Annotated in this window: 25 protein-coding genes; 18 read left to right on the top strand and 7 right to left on the bottom strand. The window is 37.9% G+C overall.

Annotated elements, in window-relative coordinates:
• Positions 1-12: 12 nt before the first annotated feature.
• Both AC1DG9_RS01965 and AC1DG9_RS01960 read left to right on the top strand, forming a co-directional pair.
• The gene (locus AC1DG9_RS01965; protein WP_288884285.1) at positions 13-2820 is read left to right on the top strand and encodes an outer membrane beta-barrel family protein; all 2808 of its coding nucleotides are present in this window, start codon (positions 13-15) and stop codon (positions 2818-2820) included.
• Between the two features lie 4 nt (positions 2821-2824).
• Positions 2825-3601, top strand: coding sequence for a GLPGLI family protein (locus AC1DG9_RS01960; protein ID WP_337717297.1), 777 nt, complete (start codon positions 2825-2827; stop codon positions 3599-3601).
• Here the strand turns inward: AC1DG9_RS01960 and AC1DG9_RS01955 are convergent.
• The 3 genes from AC1DG9_RS01955 to AC1DG9_RS01945 form a co-directional block, all read right to left on the bottom strand.
• On the bottom strand, positions 3598-4293 hold the full coding sequence (locus tag AC1DG9_RS01955; protein ID WP_172661814.1) for a response regulator transcription factor: 696 nt from the start codon (positions 4291-4293) through the stop codon (positions 3598-3600). The genes AC1DG9_RS01960 and AC1DG9_RS01955 overlap by 4 nt on opposite strands.
• A gap of 10 nt (positions 4294-4303) precedes the next feature.
• Positions 4304-6145, bottom strand: a complete 1842-nt coding sequence (locus AC1DG9_RS01950) for a sensor histidine kinase (protein WP_172661815.1) — start codon at positions 6143-6145, stop codon at positions 4304-4306.
• A gap of 363 nt (positions 6146-6508) precedes the next feature.
• Positions 6509-6874 carry a DUF3127 domain-containing protein gene (locus AC1DG9_RS01945; protein ID WP_068887713.1) on the bottom strand — a complete coding sequence of 122 codons (366 nt, stop codon included), beginning with the start codon at positions 6872-6874 and terminating at the stop codon, positions 6509-6511.
• Positions 6875-6946: 72 nt separating this feature from the next.
• On the opposite strand from AC1DG9_RS01945, the gene AC1DG9_RS01940 reads away from it, so the two are divergent.
• The 5 genes from AC1DG9_RS01940 (at position 6947) to AC1DG9_RS01920 (ending at position 11625) form a co-directional block, all read left to right on the top strand.
• Entirely contained in the window at positions 6947-8134 is a 1188-nt protein-coding gene (locus AC1DG9_RS01940; protein ID WP_172661816.1) for a THUMP domain-containing class I SAM-dependent RNA methyltransferase, read from the top strand.
• A gap of 4 nt (positions 8135-8138) precedes the next feature.
• Entirely contained in the window at positions 8139-8786 is a 648-nt protein-coding gene (locus AC1DG9_RS01935) for an HD domain-containing protein (protein ID WP_172661817.1), read from the top strand.
• A gap of 62 nt (positions 8787-8848) precedes the next feature.
• The gene (locus tag AC1DG9_RS01930) at positions 8849-9877 is read left to right on the top strand and encodes a sensor histidine kinase (RefSeq protein WP_477634252.1); all 1029 of its coding nucleotides are present in this window, start codon (positions 8849-8851) and stop codon (positions 9875-9877) included.
• A gap of 84 nt (positions 9878-9961) precedes the next feature.
• On the top strand, positions 9962-10603 hold the full coding sequence (locus tag AC1DG9_RS01925) for a DUF47 domain-containing protein (protein ID WP_048907832.1): 642 nt from the start codon (positions 9962-9964) through the stop codon (positions 10601-10603).
• An 11-nt stretch (positions 10604-10614) separates the two neighbouring features.
• Positions 10615-11625, top strand: a complete 1011-nt coding sequence (locus tag AC1DG9_RS01920; RefSeq protein ID WP_172661819.1) for an inorganic phosphate transporter — start codon at positions 10615-10617, stop codon at positions 11623-11625.
• Here AC1DG9_RS01920 and AC1DG9_RS01915 read toward each other — a convergent pair.
• Together AC1DG9_RS01915 and AC1DG9_RS01910 are read right to left on the bottom strand one after the other, a co-directional pair.
• Complete coding sequence (locus tag AC1DG9_RS01915; protein WP_216854419.1) at positions 11622-12728, bottom strand: hypothetical protein; 1107 nt, start codon at positions 12726-12728, stop codon at positions 11622-11624. The two genes, AC1DG9_RS01920 and AC1DG9_RS01915, sit on opposite strands and share 4 nt — an antisense overlap.
• The gene (locus tag AC1DG9_RS01910; protein WP_172661887.1) at positions 12721-13299 is read right to left on the bottom strand and encodes an RNA polymerase sigma factor; all 579 of its coding nucleotides are present in this window, start codon (positions 13297-13299) and stop codon (positions 12721-12723) included. The genes AC1DG9_RS01915 and AC1DG9_RS01910 overlap by 8 nt, the downstream gene beginning before the upstream one ends.
• A 98-nt stretch (positions 13300-13397) precedes the next feature.
• Between AC1DG9_RS01910 and AC1DG9_RS01905 the strand changes: the two genes are divergently transcribed.
• The 9 genes from AC1DG9_RS01905 (at position 13398) to AC1DG9_RS01865 (ending at position 22967) form a co-directional block, all read left to right on the top strand.
• Positions 13398-15293, top strand: coding sequence for a YfbK domain-containing protein (locus tag AC1DG9_RS01905; RefSeq protein ID WP_288884326.1), 1896 nt, complete (start codon positions 13398-13400; stop codon positions 15291-15293).
• Positions 15280-16014 carry a DUF4197 domain-containing protein gene (locus tag AC1DG9_RS01900; RefSeq protein ID WP_172661822.1) on the top strand — a complete coding sequence of 245 codons (735 nt, stop codon included), beginning with the start codon at positions 15280-15282 and terminating at the stop codon, positions 16012-16014. Before AC1DG9_RS01905 ends, AC1DG9_RS01900 begins: the two co-directional genes overlap by 14 nt.
• Before the next feature lie 90 nt (positions 16015-16104).
• On the top strand, positions 16105-16941 hold the full coding sequence (locus tag AC1DG9_RS01895) for a M23 family metallopeptidase (protein WP_288884325.1): 837 nt from the start codon (positions 16105-16107) through the stop codon (positions 16939-16941).
• Positions 16941-17327, top strand: a complete 387-nt coding sequence (locus AC1DG9_RS01890) for a bactofilin family protein (protein ID WP_172661824.1) — start codon at positions 16941-16943, stop codon at positions 17325-17327. Before AC1DG9_RS01895 ends, AC1DG9_RS01890 begins: the two co-directional genes overlap by 1 nt.
• A 55-nt stretch (positions 17328-17382) precedes the next feature.
• Positions 17383-18615, top strand: coding sequence for a DEAD/DEAH box helicase (locus AC1DG9_RS01885; RefSeq protein ID WP_172661825.1), 1233 nt, complete (start codon positions 17383-17385; stop codon positions 18613-18615).
• Positions 18616-18661: 46 nt separating this feature from the next.
• Entirely contained in the window at positions 18662-19942 is a 1281-nt protein-coding gene (locus tag AC1DG9_RS01880; RefSeq protein ID WP_337717295.1) for a replication-associated recombination protein A, read from the top strand.
• Position 19943: 1 nt separating this feature from the next.
• The gene (locus tag AC1DG9_RS01875; protein ID WP_172661827.1) at positions 19944-21416 is read left to right on the top strand and encodes a DUF5687 family protein; all 1473 of its coding nucleotides are present in this window, start codon (positions 19944-19946) and stop codon (positions 21414-21416) included.
• Between the two features lie 2 nt (positions 21417-21418).
• Complete coding sequence (locus tag AC1DG9_RS01870; protein WP_172661828.1) at positions 21419-22117, top strand: ABC transporter ATP-binding protein; 699 nt, start codon at positions 21419-21421, stop codon at positions 22115-22117.
• Positions 22118-22286: 169 nt separating this feature from the next.
• Positions 22287-22967, top strand: coding sequence for a YiaD family glycine zipper/OmpA-like lipoprotein (locus tag AC1DG9_RS01865; protein ID WP_099440429.1), 681 nt, complete (start codon positions 22287-22289; stop codon positions 22965-22967).
• 78 nt (positions 22968-23045) lie between these two features.
• Here the strand turns inward: AC1DG9_RS01865 and AC1DG9_RS01860 are convergent, their stop codons facing one another.
• Positions 23046-23390, bottom strand: a complete 345-nt coding sequence (locus AC1DG9_RS01860) for a hypothetical protein (RefSeq protein WP_048907844.1) — start codon at positions 23388-23390, stop codon at positions 23046-23048.
• A gap of 134 nt (positions 23391-23524) precedes the next feature.
• On the opposite strand from AC1DG9_RS01860, the gene AC1DG9_RS01855 reads away from it, so the two are divergent.
• Together AC1DG9_RS01855 and AC1DG9_RS01850 are read left to right on the top strand one after the other, a co-directional pair.
• Entirely contained in the window at positions 23525-24538 is a 1014-nt protein-coding gene (locus AC1DG9_RS01855; RefSeq protein ID WP_288884367.1) for a Gfo/Idh/MocA family oxidoreductase, read from the top strand.
• Between the two features lie 3 nt (positions 24539-24541).
• The gene (locus AC1DG9_RS01850; RefSeq protein ID WP_288884366.1) at positions 24542-25321 is read left to right on the top strand and encodes a M90 family metallopeptidase; all 780 of its coding nucleotides are present in this window, start codon (positions 24542-24544) and stop codon (positions 25319-25321) included.
• On the opposite strand, the gene AC1DG9_RS01845 is transcribed toward AC1DG9_RS01850, so the two are convergent.
• The coding region (locus tag AC1DG9_RS01845; protein ID WP_477634251.1) for an alpha/beta fold hydrolase at positions 25316-25613 on the bottom strand (298 nt) is incomplete at its 5' end. The two genes, AC1DG9_RS01850 and AC1DG9_RS01845, sit on opposite strands and share 6 nt — an antisense overlap.

The raw sequence follows: 25613 nt of genomic DNA, 5'->3' as shown, positions 1-25613 counted from the left end.
AAAACTCCTAATATGAAATTAACCTCTCTAACACTCCTGCTGGTGTTCAGTTCGATGTTATTGTTTGCTCAGAACCAATATTCGATCAAGGGGGCTGTAGTAGATACTGCTGCCACCTATAAGATGGTAAACACAACAATAACGGTATTAAATCAAAAAGATTCCACACTTGTAAAGTACACACGGGCCACCCCCGAAGGCACATTTGCTTTAAACAACCTAAAAGCTGGAAAATTCATCCTCATGGTAACCTACCCTGGTTATGCCGATTATATTGAAGATTTCGCTCTAGACTCTGCCAAATCAACTAAAGACTTTGGCAACATTAGCGTAATCCTTAAAGCTACCCTACTTGAAGGGGTAATTATACAAGGAAAAGCCGCAGCAATTAAAATTAAGGGAGACACAACCGAGTTTAATGCCGCCAGCTTTACCATACAACCCAACGATAAAGTAGAGGACCTGCTTAAACAACTTCCCGGCATACAGGTCGATAAGGACGGAAAAATTACTGCGCAGGGTCAAACCGTACCAAAGGTATTGGTAGATGGCGAGGAATTTTTTGGTGATGACCCAACTCTGGTAACCAAAAACCTTCGTGCCGATATGGTTGATAAAGTACAGCTCTATGACAAGAAAAGCGACCAGGCAACATTTACAGGAATTGACGATGGAGAAAAGACAAAAACCATTAATATAAAATTGAAGGAGGACAAGAAAAACGGTTACTTCGGAAAAGTTGAAGGCGGCTTAGGCACAGATAAATTCTATAAAAGCCAGGCCATGTTTAACGCGTTTAAGGGGAAACAAAAGTTCTCTGCTTATGGCATATCAGGAAATACCGGCCAAACCGGGTTAGGCTGGGGAGATAGAGATAAATACGGAGGCTCATCCAATAATATGGAGTTTAGCGATGATGGTGGAATATATTTCTATGGGAACAACGACGACTTTGACTCTTTCGACGGACAATACAATGGGCAAGGTATTCCATCAGCTCATAGCGGTGGGCTGCATTATGAAAACAAATGGGATAGTGATAAACATGCCATCAACTCAAACTACAAAATAGGCTCAATTGGTGTTGAGGGAACAAGGGATAACCTCACTCAAAACAACCTGTCTAACGGCGTTACAAACAGCAGTTCGCATCAAAAGTTTGACAACCTGATGTTCAGGCAAAAAGCAGACTTTACGTATACCATAAAGCTAGACACAACATCAACATTAAAAATAATGGTTGATGGAACATTAAAAAACAGTAAAACAAGAGATAATTTTATCTCATCAACCTTAAGGGGAGACAATTCGTTACAAAACTCGACCGACAGAGAGCTAAGTAATGATGGCGACCAGAAACTATTCAACGCAAGCGCCTTATGGACTAAAAAGTTAAAAAAGAAAGGAAGAACCCTCTCAATAAATGTTAAACAAGCAGTAAATGAAAACCAAACTGAAGGACACCTTAATTCAACAAGCGAATTCTTTAATGAACTTGGCGATAAAACCCAAACAGAATCAGTAAACCAATTCAAAACCAACAACACACACAACCAAACATTTAACTCCAACATTACTTACACCGAGCCACTATCCAAAACAATAACACTTGCATTAAGCTATGGTCTGGGTGTTAACAACAGCAATTCCGATCGTAAATCATTTAACCAAACCGCATCAGGAGCGTATGACGAATTGGATAGAGAGTTCAGTAATAACTTTGACCTGGATCAGCTTTCGAACCAGGGAGGAATAACATTCAATTACAAGAAAAATAAATCGACAATAAATATTGGCACCAAGGTAAGTGATGTAAAGTTTCAACAATTCGATGCATATACCGATAAAACCTTTAAAAGAAACTTTACAAACTGGAACCCTCAATTTACTTATCAATACAGGTTTTCTCAACAAAAATCTCTGTATTTCGGGTACTATGGCAATACCAACCAGCCTAGCATTGATCAGATTCAGCCAATTAGGGTAAATACAGATCCATTAAATGAAACCATTGGTAATCCCGATCTAAAACCGTCTTTCAGAAGCGGCCTTAACTTGTATTACAACTCTTACAAAATACTGAGCGACCAATATGTATACTTTAGCAGTAGCTACTCTTTTACCACTAATCCGATAGTAAACCACACTACAACAGATCGTCTTGGGAAAAACTTTTATCAGTCTATTAATCTAAGCGACAAAAGTCCGTACAACTATTATTTCAATTTCGGAACAAGCAGAAAGATCAAATCTATAGATATGAGTGTGGGCCTAAACCTTAGTTCAAACGGAAATGTAAATTATACAAGAGTAACAGACACGGTAAGAACAGAGCTAAACACTACCAAATCGTATGGTTATTCAGGAAGCTTGAACATATCCAAATACAAAGAGAAAAAGTTTGATTTCCGGATTTCCGGAGGACCAAGCTACAACGTTATCAGCTCTTCTTCAAGAAACAGCACCAACAACAAGGGCTGGGGATTTCAGGGAAATGCAAACTTTAACATATACCTACCCGGCAAAATACAAATTGGCTCTGATGGTAATTACCAATTCACCGGAAAGACACAAACCTTTAACGAGGATCTGGAACGCTTTATATGGAATGCAAGCATCACCAAAAAGTTCTTTAAACAAGAAAACCTAAGGGTTTCACTATCCGGAAACGATTTACTTAACCAAAACGTAGGCTTCAGCAGATATGCCAGCGGCAACATGGTTAATCAAAACAGCTATACAACTATACAAAGATATTTTATGTGCACAATTAGCTGGGATTTCAGCAAAATGGGCGGATCAGCACCTACTAAAAAATAAGAATATGAAACACAAACTAATTATACTCAGCTTCTGCTTCTTATTAAATGTAAGCAGCCTGTTTGCACAAAATGTAAGGTTTGCTACAGATGGCGTAATAGAATTCGAAAAGAGCTCTAACATGTTCGCTATAATGAAAAGACAAATGGAAAAAAGCTCCAGCGGATTTATGCAACAAGCGTACGAAGCATACAAAAGAAACCAGTCACAATTCAAGGTATTAAAAAGCACATTAGCCTTTTCTAAAGATAAAACCCTTTATACACCCATAGCCGATGAAAATAATTCAAGAAATTATTTCTTTAGCGATCCATCAACGGGGCAAAGCAATACCATATATACAGATCTTGCCTCAGGGTTGTTTACCACGCAGAAAGTAGTATACGAAGAAACGTTTTTAGTAAAAGATACCACAAGAAAAATAAATTGGAAAATTACCAGCGAACTAAGAACTATAGCAGGCTACGAATGTCGCAGAGCAAATGCCGTTATTTTAGATTCTATTTATGTAGTAGCCTTTTATACCGATAAGATTCCTGTATCCGGGGGGCCAGAATCATTTACCGGCCTGCCGGGAATGATCCTTGGTGTTGCACTTCCTCATGAAAACATAACATGGTTTGCAAAAACAGTAACAGACAAGCCTGTTACCCCAAATGAACTAAAGGTACCTACCAAGGGTAAACCAGTAAACAATAAAACCTTAAGAGAAACTATAAATTCGGCTTTAAAGGATTGGGGAGACTATGCCCAATCAGCCTTAAAGGCTTTCCTGCTTTAATTTACAAGCAGCTTATACCCCTTGCCATGAACATTAAGAATCTCTACCTTAGGGTCTTCCCTAAGGTATTTTCTTAGTTTACTTAAAAACACATCCATACTACGACCGTTAAAGTAGTTGTCGTCATGCCAGATACTCAACAGCGCTTCCTCTCTGGTAAGAACAGCATTCTTCTTTAAGCATAACAGCTGAAGCAATTCGGCCTCCTTTGTCGACAGCTTTTGCTGTTGTCCTTTATAATCTATAAGTTGGGTTGTATAGTCAAAGCTATAGTCGCCAATTTGAAACAGTGTCTGAGCTGCTCCTGATTCTGGTGTTTCCTTTACCGCTACCCGCTTTAACAGCGCATTTATTCTTAAAAGCAACTCTTCAATTCTAAATGGCTTTGTGATGTAATCATCTCCACCCAGGTCATATGCCGATGCTTTATCTTCCATCATGGCCTTGGCTGTTGCAAAAATAATAGGCACATCCTGATTGATCTTTCTAATCTCTTTACCTAACGTAAATCCATCCTTTTTAGGCATCATCACATCAAGTATGCACAGATCAAAATCCTGCTTTGTAAAAGCCCTTAACCCTTCGTCACCATCAACACACAGTACAACATCAAATTTGCCTTTAAGCTGTAGGTAATCCTGTAAGAGAAGCCCTAAATTCGGATCATCTTCTACCAATAAAATTCTTTTCATGTGTGTGTCGTTAATTATGGTTTAATGGTAAGCTTATTTCAAACACAGTTCCTTTATCCTTTTCACTATGCACCTTTATTGTTCCACCCATCTGATTAATGATGTCCTGCACATAGTTCAGTCCTAAACCAAAGCCTTTTACGTCATGTAAGTTACCTGTTGGCACCCTATAAAACTGGTCAAAAATACGCTTGGTCTGATCTTTAGTCATCCCTATTCCTTCGTCCGCAACTTCAATAATCAGGTGCTTACCTGTATTTCTTGTACTTATATTTATTTTAGGGATCTCTCCGCTATACTTATTTGCATTATCGACCAGGTTGTAAATTACATTAGAGAGATGTAGTTCATCACCATAAATGATAGATTTTCCAGCATTCAGGTTTAGGTTAATTGCAGCATTTCTTTTTTGTAACTGAAGCTCCATACTATCTACAACTGCAGCAACAACATCATTAACATCAACTTCACTCTGCTCCAGCTTTAACTCCTTTTTCTCTAATCTTGCAATACTTAAAACCCGCTCTATATGATTCCCCAGACGAACATTCTCGTCATATATAATACCGGCTAATCTACTGATGCGGTTTTTATCTTCAACAATCTCCGGATCTTTGAGTGCCTCGCTGGCAATCATAATTGTAGCCACCGGAGTCTTAAATTCATGAGTCATGTTATTAATGAAATCCGTTTTCATTTCCGAGATCTTTTTTTGTTTCATTATTGCATAAATGGTATAGGCAAAAATAAAGATCAGCACAAATAACAAGGCCGCAGACGAGGCCATAGTAGCCCACATATTGCTAAGGATTAAAGAATTTTTGTCGGGAAAACTGATGTAAAGCATTCCCGGATCTCTAATGATATAACTATAAAGAGTAGCCTTGAATGTATTTTTAGGCAACACATTATCAATATTGGTCGAAGCTTTTACATATACTAGCGAGTCCTTTTCTGCAAGGCTAACCCAGAAATCATAGTTCAGTGTTATATTTCTATTTAAAAGTTCCTTTTGAATTAATGTATCCAGGCTTTCCTTTGATATCATCTTGCTGAGCGGGACATTCGCTTCTCTCATCTCCTGCGCTACATCTTTAACCTGAGTTAGAATATCAGAATCACTTTTTAAGGGAATTGTATCAGACATCAGCCTATTCAATCCATCATCATACCTTCTTTTGGCAAGGTTATTTTCAAATTGAAATTTACGTGATAGCTCATTGCTTACTGTGGGTACACTAATGAGCACGCTTTTTCCTGTTGCCGGGTTAACGGCATGGTATCTGATTGTATCGGGCAACTGATTAGAAGCAATGATGAATGATTTTGTTTCCTGCGGCACAAAGGTTGATCTGAATTGCCCGTTGATCAGGTTCCCGTAGGCATCTAAACCTACATTCACATCAACGTGCACTGGCGACTGCAGTGGGTTATTCAAATCAGATGCCGCAAGGTATTCGGCTTCGGTAATCAGTATTGGGTTGGCATAAGACTTTTTAATCTCTAAATCATTCTGATTTAAATCGGCAACAATTAATTTACGCTGCTCAAGTAATCGTTTTTGTTCCTGATCTTTAAAGCGTTCCTTATATTCTACCAGCTGTTGTGCCTGATTGCGAACTTCTGCTTCGCGATCACGTTCCAACTGCTGGTCTCTTTTAGTAATGTAAAGTGCTGCATTACGTTTTTGCACTTTATTAACTACGCTATTAAGTGCCTGATTTACATCCTGTTCAAAAAGCTGTGATTTAAGACTATATGCCTCCCTTATATAATACAATTGCATTACAAACACCCCAAGCAAAGCTATGGTCATAAGGCCGGTGATTAACCAAAGGCTTCTTTTTTTCATATCGGATATTCAAAATTAACGAAGCATTAACACAAAAGCTTTAATTTAACAAATTTTAACAGTCAAATCAGGCAATATCTGCCTTCATGTCTATGAACCTTTCAAAGTTTACTCACCATGATTCGCTATTTGATATGTTTAAACAGGCACTTCGGCTTGGACAGAATCAAGGCAGAATAAGGACTGGAAGCACATTTCTTCGGAAAACAGGTACCTTTTCCCGAAGAAGTCTCGAACCAGCCTTAACGCAGGCCTAAGTTTGATCCTACCAATGTGGCTAGGAGCCGCGGTCTGTGCAAAAAAAAAGTGCCGCCCTGAATCAGGACGGCACGGTGGTCAATTTGTTTATTTAAAAAAGATCTTTTAAAAAGGAAGATCATCTTCCTCGCCCGGTGCGCTGTTTAAATCAGCTGGCGGAGCATATTCTGGAGTAGATGCCGCTGCACTGTTTGTTAATGCATTAATACGCCATACTACTAAACTGTTAAAATAAGATGTTTTTCCGGTTTTATCAGTCCACGGACGACCACGTAAATTAAATGCTACTTCTACATCATCGCCTGGTTTTAAGCTATCAAACAAAGCTGTTTTATCTTGTAAAGCCTCAAACCTGATGTATTCAGGATAAGTAGGGTTTTCTGCATATTCTATGATAAGGTCGCGTTTCTTAAAAGTCTCACTCACCTGCTGTAATGCACCAATTTCATGCACTTTTCCTTTTAATTCCATAACAAATACTATTTTATTCTACTACGAAGTTCAAATCTCTATATTTTTATTGATAACTTCGTACAATTAATTATGCAAGTTTTCCACACAAAAAGTAAGGTTATCATAACCTGCAACAAGCGTCTGTCGCCGTATTTACTAGAAGAAGTTAAAGCCCTTGGCTATGACATAGTAAGAGATTTCTCTACAGGCTTAGAATTAGACATCACTTTGTCTGAATGTATTCGATTAAATTTGAATTTAAGGTGCGCCAGCCAGATTTTATACTGCTTAAAGAGTTTTAAAGCAGCAAATCCGGAAGAGCTTTACCGCGAAATGGTGGAGATGCCATGGGAAGAGTTAATTGATTTTTCAGGTTATTTTTCTGTTACCTCAAATGTTGATAACCCAACTATTACCACTCCTCTTTTTGCCAACTTAAAGGTAAAAGATGCAATAGTTGACCGCATTAAAGACAAGAAAGGTATCCGTCCGAATTCAGGTTCTGATGCCAATAAAGCTGTAATTCATCTATACTGGAAAGATAATGATGCCGACGTATTTATTGATACTTCTGGCGAAACACTTGCTAAACACGGATACCGTAAAATTCCGGGAAAAGCCCCAATGCTGGAAGCACTTGCTGCAGCAACAGTATTAAGCACTAAATGGGATCAGAAGTCTCCTTTTGTAAACCCAATGTGTGGTTCCGGAACATTGGCTATAGAAGCCGCTCTTATTGCAACCAATCGCAGACCAGGTTTATTTAGAATGAACTATGGCTTTATGCACATTATTGGCTACGATGAACAAGTATTTTTTGCTGAAAGAAGAATCCTGAAAGATCAGGTGGTAAAAAATGCTGATCTTCAGATCATCGCTACCGATATTTCTGAAGACGCTGTAGATGTAAGTCGTAGAAATGCTAAAACAGCAGGTGTGGATACATTGATCACCTTCGAGGTATGTGATTTTGCTGAAACACAAGTTCCCGAAGGAGGCAAGGGTGTAGTAGTATTTAATCCGGAATATGGCGAGCGCCTAGGTGTACATTCTAAACTGGAATCAACCTACAAACGTATGGGTGATTTTATGAAGCAGGAATGCAAAGGATATTTTGGATATATCTTTACAGGAAATCCTGATCTTGCCAAAAAAATCGGATTAAAAGCCACACGTAAAATAGAATTCTACAATGGAAAACTAGACTGTCGTATGCTCGAATACGAGTTGTACGATGGCACAAGAAGACCTGAAGGCGAAAGGCTCATTAAGGAATAGGCCAATGGATCCAATAATCAAAAAAACTATTCAATTTGTTAAGGAAACGCTTGCAGATGCAGAAGCAGGCCACGATTGGTTCCATATAGAACGTGTCTACAAAACAGCTTTAACCATTAATGCGCAAGAAAAAGGCGACGAATTAATTGTTGCACTGGCAGCCTTGCTGCACGATATTGCAGATCCTAAATTTAATGACGGCGATGAGGAAATCGGCCCACGTATAGCAGGTGAATTCCTTGAAAGTATTAACGTTGATCCATCAATCATTGAACATGTAAAACAGATCATCATCAACCTAAGCTACAAAGCCAGCTTAGGCATTGTGACATTTCATTCAAAGGAACTTGACATTGTGCAGGATGCAGACAGATTGGATGCTATTGGCGCCATCGGAATTGCCCGTGCATTTACTTACGGAGGTTATAAAAACCGGGTGCTTTACGATCCGGAGATTAAGCCCAACCTGAGTATGAGTAAGGAAGAATATAAAAATAGTACCGGCCCTACCATTAACCATTTCTACGAAAAACTCTTTTTACTTAAAGATTTAATGAAAACTCCGGCAGGAAAAAACATAGCTCAAAAACGTCATAATTTTATGCAAGAATATCTTGATCAGTTTTATGACGAGTGGGCAGGAATGAAATAAAATAATTGTAAATTGCCTGCACCCTGTAAGCGCTCTATCTTACAGTTAATTTGAGTAAAAGAATGAAATTAAGTGTATTAGTTTTAATTGCAGCATTAGCAGTTGGTATTTCGATAGGTCTTGTAAATTTCTACTTTCAGCATAGCTGGTATTTTATGCTGATGTCATTTGGCGTGTCGTTTTTAACATGCTTTATTGTTTTCTACTACCTGCTCGAAAAATACATTTACTCTAAAATAGTTCTTATATATAAGCTTATCCACAATTTAAAATTGGGAAAGGACCTTAAAGATGCGCTTGGCGAATATGTGAGCTCTGATCCAATTAATGACGTTGAACAAGAAGTAAAAGAATGGGCAGGGGCAAAAAAACGTGAAATTGATGTTTTAAAGAAACAGGAACAATTCAGAAGGGAATTCCTGTCTAACGTTTCGCATGAGTTTAAAACGCCTCTTTTTGCCATACAGGGCTACATAGACACCTTACAGGATTGCCTTGTGGATGATCCGGAAATGGCTGCTAAATTTTTAACAAAGGCAGGTAAGAATGTTGAAAGGTTAAGCTATTTAATAAATGATCTTGACTCTATCTCCAAATTAGAAACAGGTGAGATTCCAATTAACTATGAGAAATTTGACTTTGTGCTGCTTGCAAAAGAGGTAATGGAAGGTCTGGAAGACAAGGCAAAACTCAGAGAGATTACACTGTCATTTAAAGAAAAATATACACACCCTGCTTTTGTAAACGCAGATAGAGAAAAGATCAGACAGGTAATGATTAACCTGATCCAGAATTCACTAAAATACGGCAGAGAACATGGTGGTTCAACTGCCATAAAGATCTTTGAACTTCACGATCAGTATCTGATCGAGGTAACTGATGATGGCATAGGCATCGACGAAAAACACCTGCCTCGCCTATTTGAGCGCTTTTATAGWATTGACTCGCACAGATCAAGAGAAGAAGGTGGTACCGGACTTGGGTTGGCTATTGTAAAACACATACTTGAAGCCCATCAGCAAATCATATCTGTAAGGAGTACTTTACAGATCGGAACAACATTTGCCTTTACACTTGAAAAGGTTGGCTAATCATAATCCGCTTAGTTAAAAAAACTTAACACTTAACATTAACTTAACATTGTACTCATACTTTTGTATCATATTTTATAAAAGATGAATAGTATTTTTAAGTTCTTCACCCCTAAAGACAAAAAGTTCCAACCGCTATTTGAACAGGCTGGAAGTAACGTATTGAAAATTTCTGAAGCTCTATTGCTTGCATTAAGTGCAACTGATACAGAAAAAAGAAAAGAATACATTAAGGAAGTTGAACGTTTAGAGCACGTAGGTGATGACATTACCCATTCGATTTTCCTTGAACTTAGCAAGAACTTCATCACTCCTTTTGACAGGGAGGATATCCATGCGCTCGCCAGTGCAGTTGATGATATTGCAGATTACATCCATGCTTCGGCTAGTAACATTGAATTATACAATGTTAAAAATGTAGGTGATGCAATGATCAAACTTGCTGAATTATTGGTAGAGATGTGTACCGATTTGGATAAAGCAATTAAAGAATTAAGAAGTTTTAAAAATATTCGTGTTATCGCTGATGCCTGTGTAAGGATTAACAGCGGCGAAAATCAGGCTGACTACGTTTGTAATTTGGCAATAGCCCGTTTGTTTGAATTTGAAACCAACGCAATTGAATTGATCAAACAAAAAGAGGTTCTTCAAACTCTTGAAATGGCTACTGATAAATGTGAAGATGCGGCTAATGTGCTGGAATCTATTTTGGTAAAGAACGCTTAAACCTTCAAAAAATGGTAACTACCTTATTGGTTGTTGTAATCGTCCTCGCAATAGGATTCGATTATATAAATGGCTTTCACGATGCGGCAAATTCAATTGCTACTATCGTTTCTACAAAAGTGCTTTCTCCTTTTCAGGCAGTGCTATGGGCAGCAGTATTTAACTTTGCTGCTTATTTTTACTTTACAGACCATAAAGTGGCTAATACTATAGCCAAAACTGTAGTAGAGAATTTTATAACGCTTGAAGTTATCCTGGCTGGTCTTATCGCCGCCATTACCTGGAATCTTTTTACATGGTGGTTTGGTATCCCTTCAAGCTCCTCGCACACCCTGATTGGTGGTTTTGCTGGTGCTGGTATGGCTAAAGCGGCTACGGTAGGCGCAAGCGTAATGTCGGCAATTAACCTTGCCCCCATTTTAAAAGTGGTTGCGTTTATTGTTCTGGCACCCGTAATTGGTATGGTGATCTCGGTTATTATATCCATTATCATTTTACATATATCTAAAAATGCCCGGCCTTCTGTAGCTGAGAAATGGTTTAAAAGATTACAGCTGATCTCTTCTGCTGCATTAAGCTTTACACATGGTGGTAACGATGCTCAAAAAGTAATGGGCATCATCTATGTTTCTATGGTTGCGGCAAATGTACTACACACCGGAGATGCAATGCCTGAATGGATTCCTATTTCATGTTATGCTGCAATTGCATTAGGTACCATGAGCGGTGGCTGGAAAATTGTAAAAACTATGGGCTCTAAAATTACTAAAGTAAATGCTTTTGAGGGTGTAGCTGCAGAATCTGCAGGTGCAGTAACCTTAGGTATTACGGAACACTTTGGTATCCCGGTTTCTACAACCCACACTATTACAGGTTCAATTGTAGGTGTTGGTTTGTTAAAAAGAGTATCGGCAGTACGCTGGGGAGTTACCGTTAGCTTACTTTGGGCATGGGTATTAACCATTCCGGTTTCTGCAACGCTAGCAGCAATTGTTTACGGAATTATACATTTGTTTTTTTAGAACTCAATTGTAAGAAATACGATTGGATGTGCAGTGTCCTGCACATCCCAATCTGGCCCTGTCTGTATAAGGCGAATCACTTCCTCATCGAATCTTTCTGAAAAGCCGCGTATCACGGCAACATTTATAGGTCTGAGATCTTTGATTTCAAATCTGAATTCAACAGACTGCCCTTTCTTCGCATCTGTTATATAGCTATTTTTTTCAGTAAGGTAACCGTTGAACTTTGGCCACCCAATTACAGGATGGGTAGTTTCAGACTTTGAATCTTTAGCTACACTCTGCAGTAACTGGTTTTGACGGGCAACTGGAATATCATTAATATCTTTGCTATTGATTGTGAACCTCACGGCATAGGTATCATCAAATTCTTTTTGAGGGGTTGCAAGCCCTCTAATTCTTACGGTACCTTTTACTCCAGGTGCACCTAAGGCTTGCTTAGCAGTTTTTTTCCCATAAGCAGCAACAACAACTTCATTTAATGCAGCACTTGAATCATCTGATACCCTTGCTGCTGATGCTGGAGCTGCTGCTAAAGTTGCCTCAGCAATCGGCGTTGGTTCAGTACTGTTTGCAATGGATTTTGATTTAGGCTTTGAATTGGCAGCATAACTGTTAGTTTTGGCTGCTTTTATTGCTTTATCAATTTCAGAAGAAGCTTTATCTGTACTTTCTGTTTTAAGTGTGGCTACGGCATCTGCATTTTCGATCACACTATCGCTGCTCGGCTTTGGAGCTATGTTTACATCAATCTTTTTAGGTCTTTTGGATGCCATCTCCTGATAATTCACCTGTTTCATCCAGAAAATAATTCCAACAGAAATAAATATCACAGCAGCAGCAGCGGCAATACTTAGGCGTTGCCAAGTTATTACTGTTGCTTTTTTAGCAGAATGATGCTCTGCAACACGTTCATGCAATTGCTTTTGAAGCAAAGAAAGGGATTCAAGAGATCGCTTAGGCGACATGCTTAAGCCAGCCAGCGCTTCGGCTACGAAAGGATCCTCGAGCGCTTCACGCTCTACCCTGTTCATAGTCTTTGCATCAAGCTTACCATCAAGATAATCTTCTAAAACTGCTATATCTAACCAATCGTTATTCACCACTATTCTTTTCTATACAAATTTTTAAGTTCCTTTTACCGTTCTGGATATAGCTCTTAACTTTTAGCATATCGTAGCCGGTAATATCCGCTACTTCTTTATAACATTTCTCTTGCAGATAGAACAAGTCTACACTTACGCGCTGTTCTTCGGGAAGTGTTTCCATACACTTTTCCATAACGGTAAGTTTAGTCTCTTTTGTATCATCAATATCAAGATGCACAAAATCTGTGTTTTCCACAAAAGTATCTTCTAATGAAACGGTTGTATTTTTTGAATTCTTACGAAGGGCCATTAAGCAATGGTTACGAGATAATACATGCAACCAACTTTTAAAGTTCTGTACTTCGTGAATTTTGAGCTTAACCACAAGTTCTTCAAAAATCTGCATTACTGCATCTTTACTTTGCTCCTCGTCTTTTAAATAGTTTAAACACACACCAAATACAAGGTGCATATACTTGTTATAAAGTATACCCAATGGTTCCAGATCACCGCTTTGCCTATAGCGCGTAATTAAAGCAGTGTCGTCCTGCTCCTGGATTTTGGCGTTATTCTTTATGAACTTCAAAGGGTCTTTCAGGTATAATTTTCTCAAGTATAAAAATATTTTTCGACACTGGTGTGGAATTTCTGCAAAGCTTACATCATTTAGAAAAACAGACGATTATGAAAAAGCTATTGTTACCAATATTTATTGTTTTACTGTTTACCGCATTCAAAGCTCCCAGAAATTCGGTTAGGACTATTAGGGGTATAGTAACTGACAGAAATGACAAAACACCTCTCGCGGGCGTTGATGTGTTTTCACATGACAAAAGGATTAGTGCATCAACTAATAAAAATGGGTTTTATACCATTTCAGTTCCGGAAAACGAACAAACTTTAACATTTGAATACATTGGCTATAAACCTTTGACGTTAAAAATTAACGGTACTGTTTTAAATGTTAAATTGGAAAAAGAGAGCATTTCTCTGAAAGAAGAAGTTATAGTTGGTTATGGCCAAAAGGCAATGGCAGCTCCGGGATTAAGAGGAGCGGTTCATATAAGAGGCATCAGCCAATCGACCGTTGTAATGAACTCGCTTCCAGTTACTGAATCATCAGAATCTTATGCTTCTATTAACGAAAATCGATTCAGGGATGCCATAAAAAACCCCCTTTCAACATTTTCTATTGATGTAGACGCCGCATCTTACACTAATATACGCAGGTTCATTAACAACGGAGCCCTGCCTCCTGCTGATGCTGTGAGAATAGAAGAAATGGTGAATTACTTTGATTATGACTATCCGCAGCCTAAAGGTAAAGATCCGATTAATATTGTAACCGAGATAGCTGATGCTCCCTGGAACACAATGCATAAACTGGTAAAGATAGGCTTACAGGGTCGTAAAATTTCTACTGAGAAGTTACCTGCCTCAAATTTGGTATTCCTCATCGACGTGTCTGGATCAATGGCCCAGGCAAATAAACTTCCTTTACTCGTGTCGTCATTTAAATTATTAGCTGAACAACTTAGATCTTCAGATAAGGTAGCCATTGTAGTATATGCAGGCAATGCAGGTTTGGTTTTACCCTCCACTCCTGGAGATCAGAAGATCAAAATCAAAGATGCACTGGATAAATTAAGTGCAGGGGGATCTACAGCAGGCGGGCAAGGTATTGAACTGGCTTACAAGGTGGCTTCAGAAAATTTCATAAAAGGCGGAAATAACAGGGTGATTTTGGCTACCGATGGTGATTTTAATGTGGGTGCATCGAGTGATGATGATATGGAAAAGCTCATTGAGAAAAAACGCAAAAGCGGAATCTTTTTAACCACTCTTGGCTACGGAATGGGAAATTACAAGGATAGTAAAATGGAAGTGCTTGCAAATAAAGGAAATGGGAACTATGCCTATATAGACAATATCACCGAAGCAAGGAAGGTTTTAGTAAATGAATTTGGCGGAACATTATTTACCATAGCTAAAGATGTAAAGTTGCAAATAGAATTTAATCCATCGAAAGTACAATCCTACAGATTAATTGGTTATGAAAACCGCATGCTGAAAGCTAAAGATTTTAATGATGACCAGAAGGATGCAGGTGAACTTGGCTCTGGTCACACGGTAACAGCATTATATGAAGTTATACCTGTTGGTGTAAAGAGCATTTTTTCGGGTAGTATAGATGATTTGAAATACCAGAAAAACGACAAGCCTGTCATTTCAGGAAATAATAAGGAATTGTTAACTGTTAAACTTCGTTATAAACAACCAGATGGAAATGTGAGCAAGCTAATTGAACAACCAGTAATTGACAATAGAATTGCTTTCGACAAAACCACTAACAACTTTAGATTTAGCGCTGCGGTTGCTGAATTTGGGATGTTGTTAAGGCAATCCGATTTCCGCCAGAACTCAAGCTTTGACCAGGTAATTCGTAATGCACAAAAAGCGATGGGAAATGATAATGAAGGCTATCGGTCTGAATTCATCAAATTAGCTAAATCAGCCAAATTATTGGCTAAAGATTTGCTAAGTTTGGAGGATAAGACAGCATTAAATGAAAAAAACTAAAATTTATCTGCTCGCATTAGTAGCCGCAACATTAAGCAGTTGTGACGTACAGAGCCAGGCTCAAATTGGAAAGATATTAAATCAGGTTCAAACAGGTGGCACCCCAACAACAAGTGAAATGGGCTTAGGGATTAAACAAGCTTTGGAGTTGGGCACATCGCATGGAGCAGATCTGCTCTCGGCAAAGGATGGTTTTTTAGGCAATATGGCCGTTAAGATCCTCTTTCCTCCTGAGGCACAAAAGGTAGAGAAAACGCTTCGCAGTGTTGGGTTAGGTTCTCTTGCAGATAATGTAATTACCAGTTTAAACCGTGCAGCAGAGGACGCAGCCAAAGAAGCTAAACCAATATTTGTATCTGCAATAAAACAAATGACTATTGCTGATGCCACCAACATACTTTTTGGAAGCAAAGATGCTGCAACTAATTATTTTAAAAGAGTAACAACAGCTCAACTGATGGAAAAATTTAAGCCTGTTATTACAACAAGTTTGAATAAGGTTGGCGCTACAAAATATTGGGGCGATGCCGCCAATCAGTATAATAAGATTCCGTTGGTAAAACCAGTATCTACAGACCTTTCAGACTATGTAGCACAAAAAGCTATCGACGGAATGTTTATACAGGTAGCCCAGGAAGAACTGAAAATCAGAGACAATATAGGTGCCAGATCTACACCTTTGTTACAGAAAGTATTTGGCTACGCTGATAAGAAAAAGTAGCACTAATATCTTTGCCAAATTGTACGGATGCTTTTATATAAACCTGAAAATGATATATTTGCATCCGTACAAATTTTAAATTCTTAAACTATGGCAAGGAAGAAGGATAGAACAACCATCATCTTTGTAAACAACAATCAGAACTCAAATAAGCCAATACAGGTTCCAAGCAGTTATATATTACATTGGAAAAAATATGTATTTGGATTACTAGGTACTTTTGTTTTTTTACTTGGAATGATAATCTATCTGTCATACAATATGACATTAGTTGAATCATCAAAAGAACTCTTGAGCAAGCAATTGCGGGAGAATAAAAAAGAAGCTACAGTTCTCGATACTTCTGCCCTAAAAAAACACTACGAGTCCATCGACAAGAAGTTGCTTACAATAAATAAATTTCTAAAAGCAAGAGGTATAAAAACCATTGTTAAAAATGAAGGAGGCGAGGGGAATTCTGATATCCTTTCGGTTGAAGAAATAGGTGAGTTCTACGAAGGATACCTTAATAAGATGATTGACTATGTGGCTTTTACACCAATGGGCTATCCCCATTTCGGAGCCATCACTTCTGGCTATGGCCATCGTGAAAATCCTTTTACCGGAGAAAATGTAGAGACGCATAAAGGGCTAGATTTCAGGGGGAAACGTGGTGAAATAGTTAAAAGCACTGCAAGCGGACGGGTAACCTATGCTGGTAGAAGAGGTGGATATGGCAATTGCATTGTGATTAATCACGGCAATGGATTTGAAACCTACTATGGTCATTTGTCAAGGATATTAATCACTGAAGGAACACAAGTAAAAGCAGGCGATAACATAGGAAAAATCGGTTCTACAGGCAGATCTACGGGTCCGCATTTACATTACGAAATCCATAAAAATGGTAAAATAATCAATCCCAGATCTTTTTTAACAATAGAATAATGTTTAAGAAAACCAAACAGTCTCAGATACCAGACATCAATCAACAGGAAATTTCGACATTAATAGGCGACGGTTTTGTTGTTACCGGAGAGCTTACAGGAGCATCGGTTATAAGAATTGACGGCAAAGTAACAGGAAACGTAAAGACTGGAAATGGCATTATTTTGGGCGAAAAGGGCATTATTGTAGGTGATATTGAAACTACGTCAGCCATTATTTACGGAACGGTAAACGGAAAAGTAAAGGTTAGCCAACTTGAAATAAAAAAAACGGGGAGAGTAAACGGTGATATTAAAACTGAAACGCTGGAGATAGAATTCGGTGCGCAATACAATGGAAATCTGGAGATGAAAAAGCTAATTCAGGTTGAAGAGAAAACCGTTTGATGTGTGGCAGAAAAAGGTTACTTTTATACGGATAATGCAAACAACATAAAGTATATTGGATTTTAAAGATTTTAATTTTAACCCTGATTTGTTTGAAGGGTTATCGGCAATGGGTTTTCGTGATGCCACACCTATTCAGCAACAGGCAATTCCTTTAATTTTAAGCAAAAAAGATTTAATTGCCTGTGCACAAACAGGAACCGGAAAAACCGGAGCCTACCTTCTGCCAATCATGAATATGATTGCCGGAACAGAAGAACGTCATAATAACACTTTGATCCTTGCTCCTACACGTGAGCTTGCTCAACAAATAGATTTACAGGTTGAAGCGCTTTCTTACTTCACAAACATCAGCTCTTTAACTGTATATGGTGGTGGTGATGGGATTGCCTATGAACAGCAAAAGAGATCGATGCGTGAAGGGGTGGATATTATTATTGCAACTCCTGGTCGTCTGATTTCTCATCTTTCATCTGGCGTTTTAAAGCTGGATCAATTGCAGCATTTGGTATTGGATGAAGCGGACAGGATGCTTGATATGGGCTTTTATGATGACATTATGCGCATTGTAAGCTATCTTCCTGAAAATAGACAAACTGTAATGTTTTCTGCAACTATGCCTCCAAAGATCAGGAAGCTGGCAGGAACACTGCTAAAACACCCTGAACAAATTAACATAGCCCTATCTAAGCCGGCGGAAGGGATATCGCAACAGGTTTATCTGATACATGATGAACAAAAAGTGCCATTGCTTTCTTCTATTCTAAAAACAGATGAGTATAAGAGCATTATTGTTTTTGCATCGACAAAAGAAAAGGTAAAAAACCTGGGTAAAGTTTTTAGAAACCTGGGACTTAAAGCTGAAGCTTTTCATTCGGATCTTGGCCAGAAGGAAAGAGAAAGCATATTATTAAAATTCAAAAACAGACAATTGCCTATAATAATTGGTACAGATGTTCTAAGTCGTGGTATTGATGTAGAAGGAATTGATCTGGTAATTAATTTTGATGTACCTCACGATGCAGAGGACTATGTACACCGTATTGGAAGAACTGCCAGGGCTGCAACTAAAGGTACTGCAATTACTCTGGTTAATAACAGGGACAAGCGTAAACTGGCAAGCATTGAAAAATTGATTGAAAAACAAATAGAAAGAATGTCTTTACCGGAACATCTTGGTGAAGCCCCTCTGGAAAGTGCAGCTGATTCTTCGGAAAGACCTGTTCGCCACGACAAACCAAAACGTAAATTCTGGAAGAAAAAGCCCGCTAAAAACACGGGATCATAGTATAAAACTATGATATTTTAAACTGGGGTTTTGTATCTTTACTTTTATGCAAAACCTCCCTCCTTTAGCTGAACGCATGCGTCCGCAAAATCTGGACGAATATGTCGGCCAGAAACATTTAGTGGGGCCTGATGCTGTACTAAGAAAGGCCATACAAAGCGGACAATTACCCTCAATGATTTTTTGGGGTCCTCCCGGTGTTGGCAAAACTACCCTTGCATATATCATTTCTCAAACACTTGATCGTCCATTCTTTAATCTAAGTGCTATAAACTCAGGAGTAAAAGATATAAGAGATGTGATAGACAGAGCCGCTCAACTTAAAAACAGTTTAATGGGATTGCCCATTTTGTTTATTGATGAGATCCATCGCTTTAGCAAATCACAGCAAGACAGTTTATTGGGTGCTGTTGAACGGGGCCTGGTAACGCTAATAGGAGCCACAACAGAAAACCCTTCTTTTGAGGTAATCTCAGCTTTGCTTTCCAGATGCCAGGTCTATATTTTAAAAGCACTGAATGAGGAAGAGCTCTCTGGTTTATTACAGACCGCCATTAAAAAGGATGTTGTTTTAAAAGAAAAGAAGATCACCATTAAAGAGCATGAAGCATTGATCAGGTTATCTGGCGGAGATGCCAGAAAGTTATTAAATGTTTTGGAGATTGCAGTTAATGGAATTGGTGGCAATAAATTAACGTTGAATAATGAAAACGTTCTGGCTCATGCTCAGCAGAATCTTGCCTTGTATGATAAGGCTGGTGAACAACACTACGACATTATATCGGCTTTCATTAAATCTATAAGAGGAAGCGATCCAAATGCGGCTGTTTACTGGTTGGCTAGAATGATTGAAGGTGGCGAAGATCCTTTGTTTATTGCCAGAAGGCTACTAATCCTTTCATCGGAAGACATAGGCAATGCCAATCCAAACGCATTGCTACTTGCAAACAATTGCTTTCAGGCAGTAAATGTGATAGGGTATCCAGAAGCCAGGATTATCCTCTCTCAAGCAGTTACCTATCTGGCATCTTCGGTAAAAAGCAATGCTTCTTACGAAGCGATAAATAAAGCTCAGGCTTTGGTGAAACAAACAGGTAACTTACCAGTCCCACTACATATCAGGAATGCACCAACCAAGCTCATGAAAAATATTGGATACGGTAAAGATTATGAATATTCGCACGCTTATGAGGGAAATTTCTCCGCTCAGGAATACCTTCCGGAAGAAATTAGCGGAACCAAATTATACGACCCCGGTAAAAATCCGGCTGAGGAAAAATTAAGAGAAAAACTAAAACAGAACTGGAAAAACAAATACAATTATTAATATGCTCATCACTTTTCTACATCATCAATGGAAAGCCTTTTGGCGCTCTAAGAATAAAGGGGGATCCATTGCTGCACAAATTTTTATTGGCTTTATCCTTCTGTATTTGCTTGCAGTAGCAGTTATTGCCGGACTTAGCCTCGAGATTCTGATTGAAAAATCCTTCCCTGGAAAAGATATATTCGGTGTATTTAATGGGTTTATTTTATATTATTTTGCCATCGAAATGATGATGAGGCTTCAGTTACAGGATTTACCCACCCTGAGTATTATACCTTATTTACATCTAAAAATCTCAAAACAAACTATAGTTAACTTCTTAAATGCAAGAGCATTATTTTCTGCTTTTAATATTTTGCCGTTATTCTTATTCGTTCCCTTTTGTGTAACCGCAATAGCCGATGTGCATGGTTCACTTGTAGCAATAATGTATATTGTTTCTATTATTTCCCTTACACTTTTTAATAATTACGCAGCGCTTTACATAAAGAGAATGAGTATATCCAATTTAAAGGTTATACCTATAATGCTTGCTTCAATTTTGACACTGGGGCTATTAGAGTATTTTAAAGTTTTTTCTATTTCGGCAATATCGAACCGCATATTTAATGTGATTTCTTTACATCCTTTAGTTGCGCTAGGGTTTAGTGGGATTGCCCTGGTGATATTTCTTGTGAACTCCAGATATCTTCGTAATAACTTATATACAGAGGAGTTAAGTAAAAATGAAGAGAAAAAAACGAGTACGGATTACCCTATCCTTGGTCGTTTTGGAGAAATAGGCACTTTAGTTGCCCTAGAGCTAAAATTAATTCTTAGACATAAAAGGACACGATCTAGCCTCATTATGTGTGTGATCTTTGTTTTTTATGGCTTCCTTTTTTACAAGAAAGATTTTTTACAGAAGGACAATTTTGCCGCCATGCTATTTGCTGCTGTTTTTATGACTGGCAGTGTAATTAGTATTTACGGTCAATTTATGTTTGGCTGGCAGGCCGCTCATTTTGACGGGCTATTGGTTAACAAAATTGACTTTAGAAAATTCATTAAAGCTAAGTTTTTACTATTCACTGTAATGTCCAGTTTTACCACATTGATCATAAGTCTTTACGGGTTTATCAGCTGGAAGATTTTGGCTGTTCAGTTTGCTGCTTATCTATACAATATTGGCATAGGAACTATAATAGTTCTCTATTTTGCAACTCGCAACTATAGGGCAATAGACCTGACCAAAGCTGCAACATTTAACTTTCAGGGGGTGGGCGCAAGTCAGTGGGTTTTAGGATTACCTTATTTCTTGCTACCTTATGTAATATTCTTGCCTTTCTTCTTTGTTGATCACCCTTATTGGGGCCTTGCTGCATTGGGAACATTGGGTGTCCTTGCTCTTTTAACCCGGGAATTCTGGGTAACCTTTTTAGTGAATCAATTTAATAAAAGAAAATATAACATTGCCGAAGGCTTTAGAGAATAACCATGATGCTAGAAATTTCAAATCTAAAAAAGATATACGGGAATAAAACCGTCGTAAATATTGAAGAATTACAGATCAATGCCGGAGAAACCATCGGCCTGGTAGGAAATAACGGAGCAGGAAAAACAACGCTATTTCGAATGCTGCTTGATCTGATTCGCCCAAATGCAGGTCAGATCCTGTCCAAAGGAGAGAATGTTGCAAAACACGATAAATGGAAAGACTACACAGCATCTTATCTTGATGAGGGTTTTCTGATAGATTATTTAACTGCCGAAGAGTATTTTACTTTTATTGGAGGTCTGCATAATTTTAGTCCGGCCCATGTAATGGATTATCTAAATCAATACATTGAGTTCTTTAATGATGAAATCCTTAATAAAGGCAAATATATTCGTGATTTTTCAAAGGGCAATCAAAATAAGATTGGTATTGCCGCAGCGCTTATGCAGAACCCCGAATTGTTAATATTGGATGAGCCTTTTGCTAATCTTGACCCTACTACTCAAATTCGGTTAAAATCATTAATTAAGAATTTGAAACAGGAGCACAAAATGACAACGCTAATATCCAGTCACGACTTAAATCACGTTACAGATGTTTGTGACAGGATTATTCTTTTAGAAAAAGGCCTGGTAATTAAAGATTTTCTTACAGATGAAAACACCTTGAAAGAATTAGAAGAATATTTTTCAGAATAATAGGTGGTTGTACTGAATTTTGGTCGCTTTCATACAAATTAAAATACGCCATTGTCCTTTTGTAACATTTATGTTTGCAAAAATTGACGGTGCAGGACAATAAAAATATGAAACAATAAAACTGGCATTAGGTTTGAGTTAGGCTCAAAGTAAAACAAACAATTATATTATGATTACTTCAAAATTTAAAATAGCAACATTTAGTATCGCTCTTTCTCTTGGTGCAATGGCATTTCAAGGTTGCGATAGTTTAACAAAAACACAAAAAGGAGCAGGTATTGGAGCTGCAGCGGGTGGTGTGATTGGTGCTATTATCGGTAAAAAAGCGGGTAATACAGCGGTAGGTGCTATTATTGGTGCTGCAGTTGGTGGTACAGCCGGTGGATTTATTGGTAAAAGGATGGATAAACAAGCTGCTGAAATACAGAATGCTATCCCAAATGCTGAAGTTATCCGTGAGGGTGAAGGTATTATCGTTAAGTTTGATAGTGGTATTCTTTTTGGTTTTGACAAATCAGATTTAACTGCTCAGGCTAAAACAAATATTAAATCTTTAGCTGGGTCAATAAATCAATATCCTGGAACTGACATTAAAGTTATTGGTCATACTGATAACAAAGGTACTGAAACCTATAACATGGCATTATCTGAAAGAAGAGCTGCCGCTGTTAAAGCGTATGCAGTTTCTCAAGGTGTTCCTTCATCACGTTTGATCACTTTAGGTAAAGGTTTCTCTGAGCCAATTGCTGATAATGCAACTGAAGAAGGAAGAGCTGCTAACCGTAGAGTTGAAGTTGTTATCGTTGCTAACGATCAATTGAAAAAAGAAGCTCAACAACAAGGCAAATAAGAACATTTACATCTACCTATAAAATAAAAACCCGTCGTACTATGTACTTCGGGTTTTTTACTTTTTATGATATTCTTCCTATTGGTAGATATCTTCAAAATAATGTATAGCAAGGGATTTAAGGAGTAATTCCTGCTCCATCATTGCAAACGAAGGAACCGGCTTTACAAGTTTCCAATGAGGCCATCCGTCCTGATCCAATCCTTCTAACTCGTAGAATCCCATTTCACTTAATAAACGACAGGTGGCAATATGCATTAGCTCCTCTTTTTGACGTTTACTATATTTTCCCGGACCTTTCCCTAACTCCTGAACACCAATCAAAAACAGTATAACTTTTAGATCAGGTACATCAGAATCAAATTCCTGTGCTATCTTTTGTTGCAAAATTTTCCATTTCGCATGTATTTCTGCAGGTTTCATATTACAAAGATACAATTAGACATGAAGCTTTATTACAATAATATTAAGCGTTTAGTAAAGTGATTTCTTATTTTTAGCACAATGTTACGGAGGTTATAATAGCTTCGAAGGATTAAAAGGAAATTTATATTAAAATGGAAAAAAAAATTATAACAGGCTTAATGGCCTACGGAATGTCTGGAAAGGTATTTCATGCCCCTTTTGTTGATGCACACCCAGGTTTTAAATTACATGCTGTAACTGAACGCAACCAAAAACAAGCCGCRGATGATTATCCTGGTGTAATTAGTTATAATACAATAGACGACTTAATAGCTGATGAAGCTATTGAACTTATCATTATAAACACGCCGAACTATACCCATTTTGATTATGCTACCAAATCGCTAAGTGCTGGAAAGCATATCTTAGTAGAAAAACCATTCACTGCTACATCAGCAGAAGCAAAGGAACTTTTCGAATTGGCTGACCGTATGGGTAAAAAAATATTCTTTTACCAAAACAGAAGATGGGATAGTGATTACATAGCTGTACGTGAAGTTATAGAAAGTGGAAAGCTTGGAAAACTGAACGAAGTTCACTTCCGCTATGATAGATATAGATTAGCCATAGGACCTAAAACCTTTAAAGAGGAACCCATAGCAGCAAGCGGATTAATGTATGATCTTGGACCGCACCTATTAGATCAGGCAATTAGCATATTCGGAAAACCAGAAACATTTCATAAAATTCTAGGCAAAAACCGTAAGGATACTAAAGTTGATGATTACTTTTCTATCCATTTAGGTTACCCAAATAGTGTCAATGTTTTTGTCCACTCTAATTTGCTATTGGTTGATCCACTTCCAGCTTTTGTATTACATGGTGAAAAAGGATCTTTACATAAAGAAAGAACTGATATTCAAGAAGAGCAGCTGTTAAAAAGAATGAAACTTTCTGACAGCGCCTATGGAATTGAACCTGAAGGAAAAGAAGGCAAATTGACATTAATTGATGAGCAAGGAAATAAAACGGTGCACTCAGTACCTTCTTTAAGAGGAAGCTACCTACCTTTATTCGAGGCAGTTTATCAGAGTGCTGTTAATGATGTTCCTTATCCGGTTACTCAAGATCAGGTGATTACTCAATTAGAAATTCTGGAAGCATAATAAATGGAAGGTTTATTTATTCTTATCCCAATATTACTTCTGGTAGTTTATTTTATACTTAGAAAAGATAACCGCCATAATTATGTGACCTTAAGCGAGTGGGATAAACAGTTGTTATTTAAGAATGTAAATTATTATCAACAACTGGAAGTAGACGATAAACCCAGATTTGAACAGAAACTTTCCGAGTTTTTAAGCTACGTCCGAATTGAAGGTGTTGGAACTGAGATTACCGTTTTAGATAAACTTTTAATTGCTTCGAGTGCCATTATTCCAGTCTTTGGTTTTGACAACTGGAAGTATAATAATTTAAGCAATGTAGTTTTATATCCAGACACCTTTAATACTGAATTTCAATACGAAGGTGGAGAAAGAAGGGTTATGGGGATGGTAGGTAACGGATTTATGAACGGGCAGATGATCTTATCGAGATCTGCCCTTCTTCAAGGTTTTTCAAATAGTGCAGATAAAGAGAACACTGCAATTCATGAGTTTGTTCATTTGCTGGACAAGTCTGACGGAGCAACCGATGGAGTACCTGAGAACTTATTAAAACACGAGTATACCATTCCGTGGGTTAAAATGATCCATGAGGAGATACAGCGCATTGAAAATGGCAAATCAGATATTAACCCTTATGCCATAACCAATGAAGCAGAGTTTTTTGCCGTAGTTTCAGAATATTTCTTTGAAAAACCTGAACAGTTTAATGTAAAACATCCTGAACTATACAACATCTTATCTAAAATATTTTTACAGAATCCGGCAAAGAAAACATTATAAACTACCCAATAGCGCTACATTAAATTCAGTAGATATTTCTATATGTGGAATATGGCCACAAGCTTCGAATTCAATAATTTTCGCACCTGGTATTTTAGCAGCAGTCTGTTTACCCAAAAGTTTATATTGTCCGTATAAAGCTTGTTGATCAGGACTAAGCAGCCCCTTTCCAACTATGGTCTTATCTTCCTTACCAATAAACAGTACTGTTGGCACCTTAATGTTATAGAATTCATAAACCACAGGCTGTTCATAGATCATAGTATACGTCATGGCTGCAACTTTTGCCCAC

Source organism: Pedobacter sp. 05L430 (genome assembly GCF_056397585.1).
This window is presented reverse-complemented; position numbering and strand designations above follow the sequence as displayed.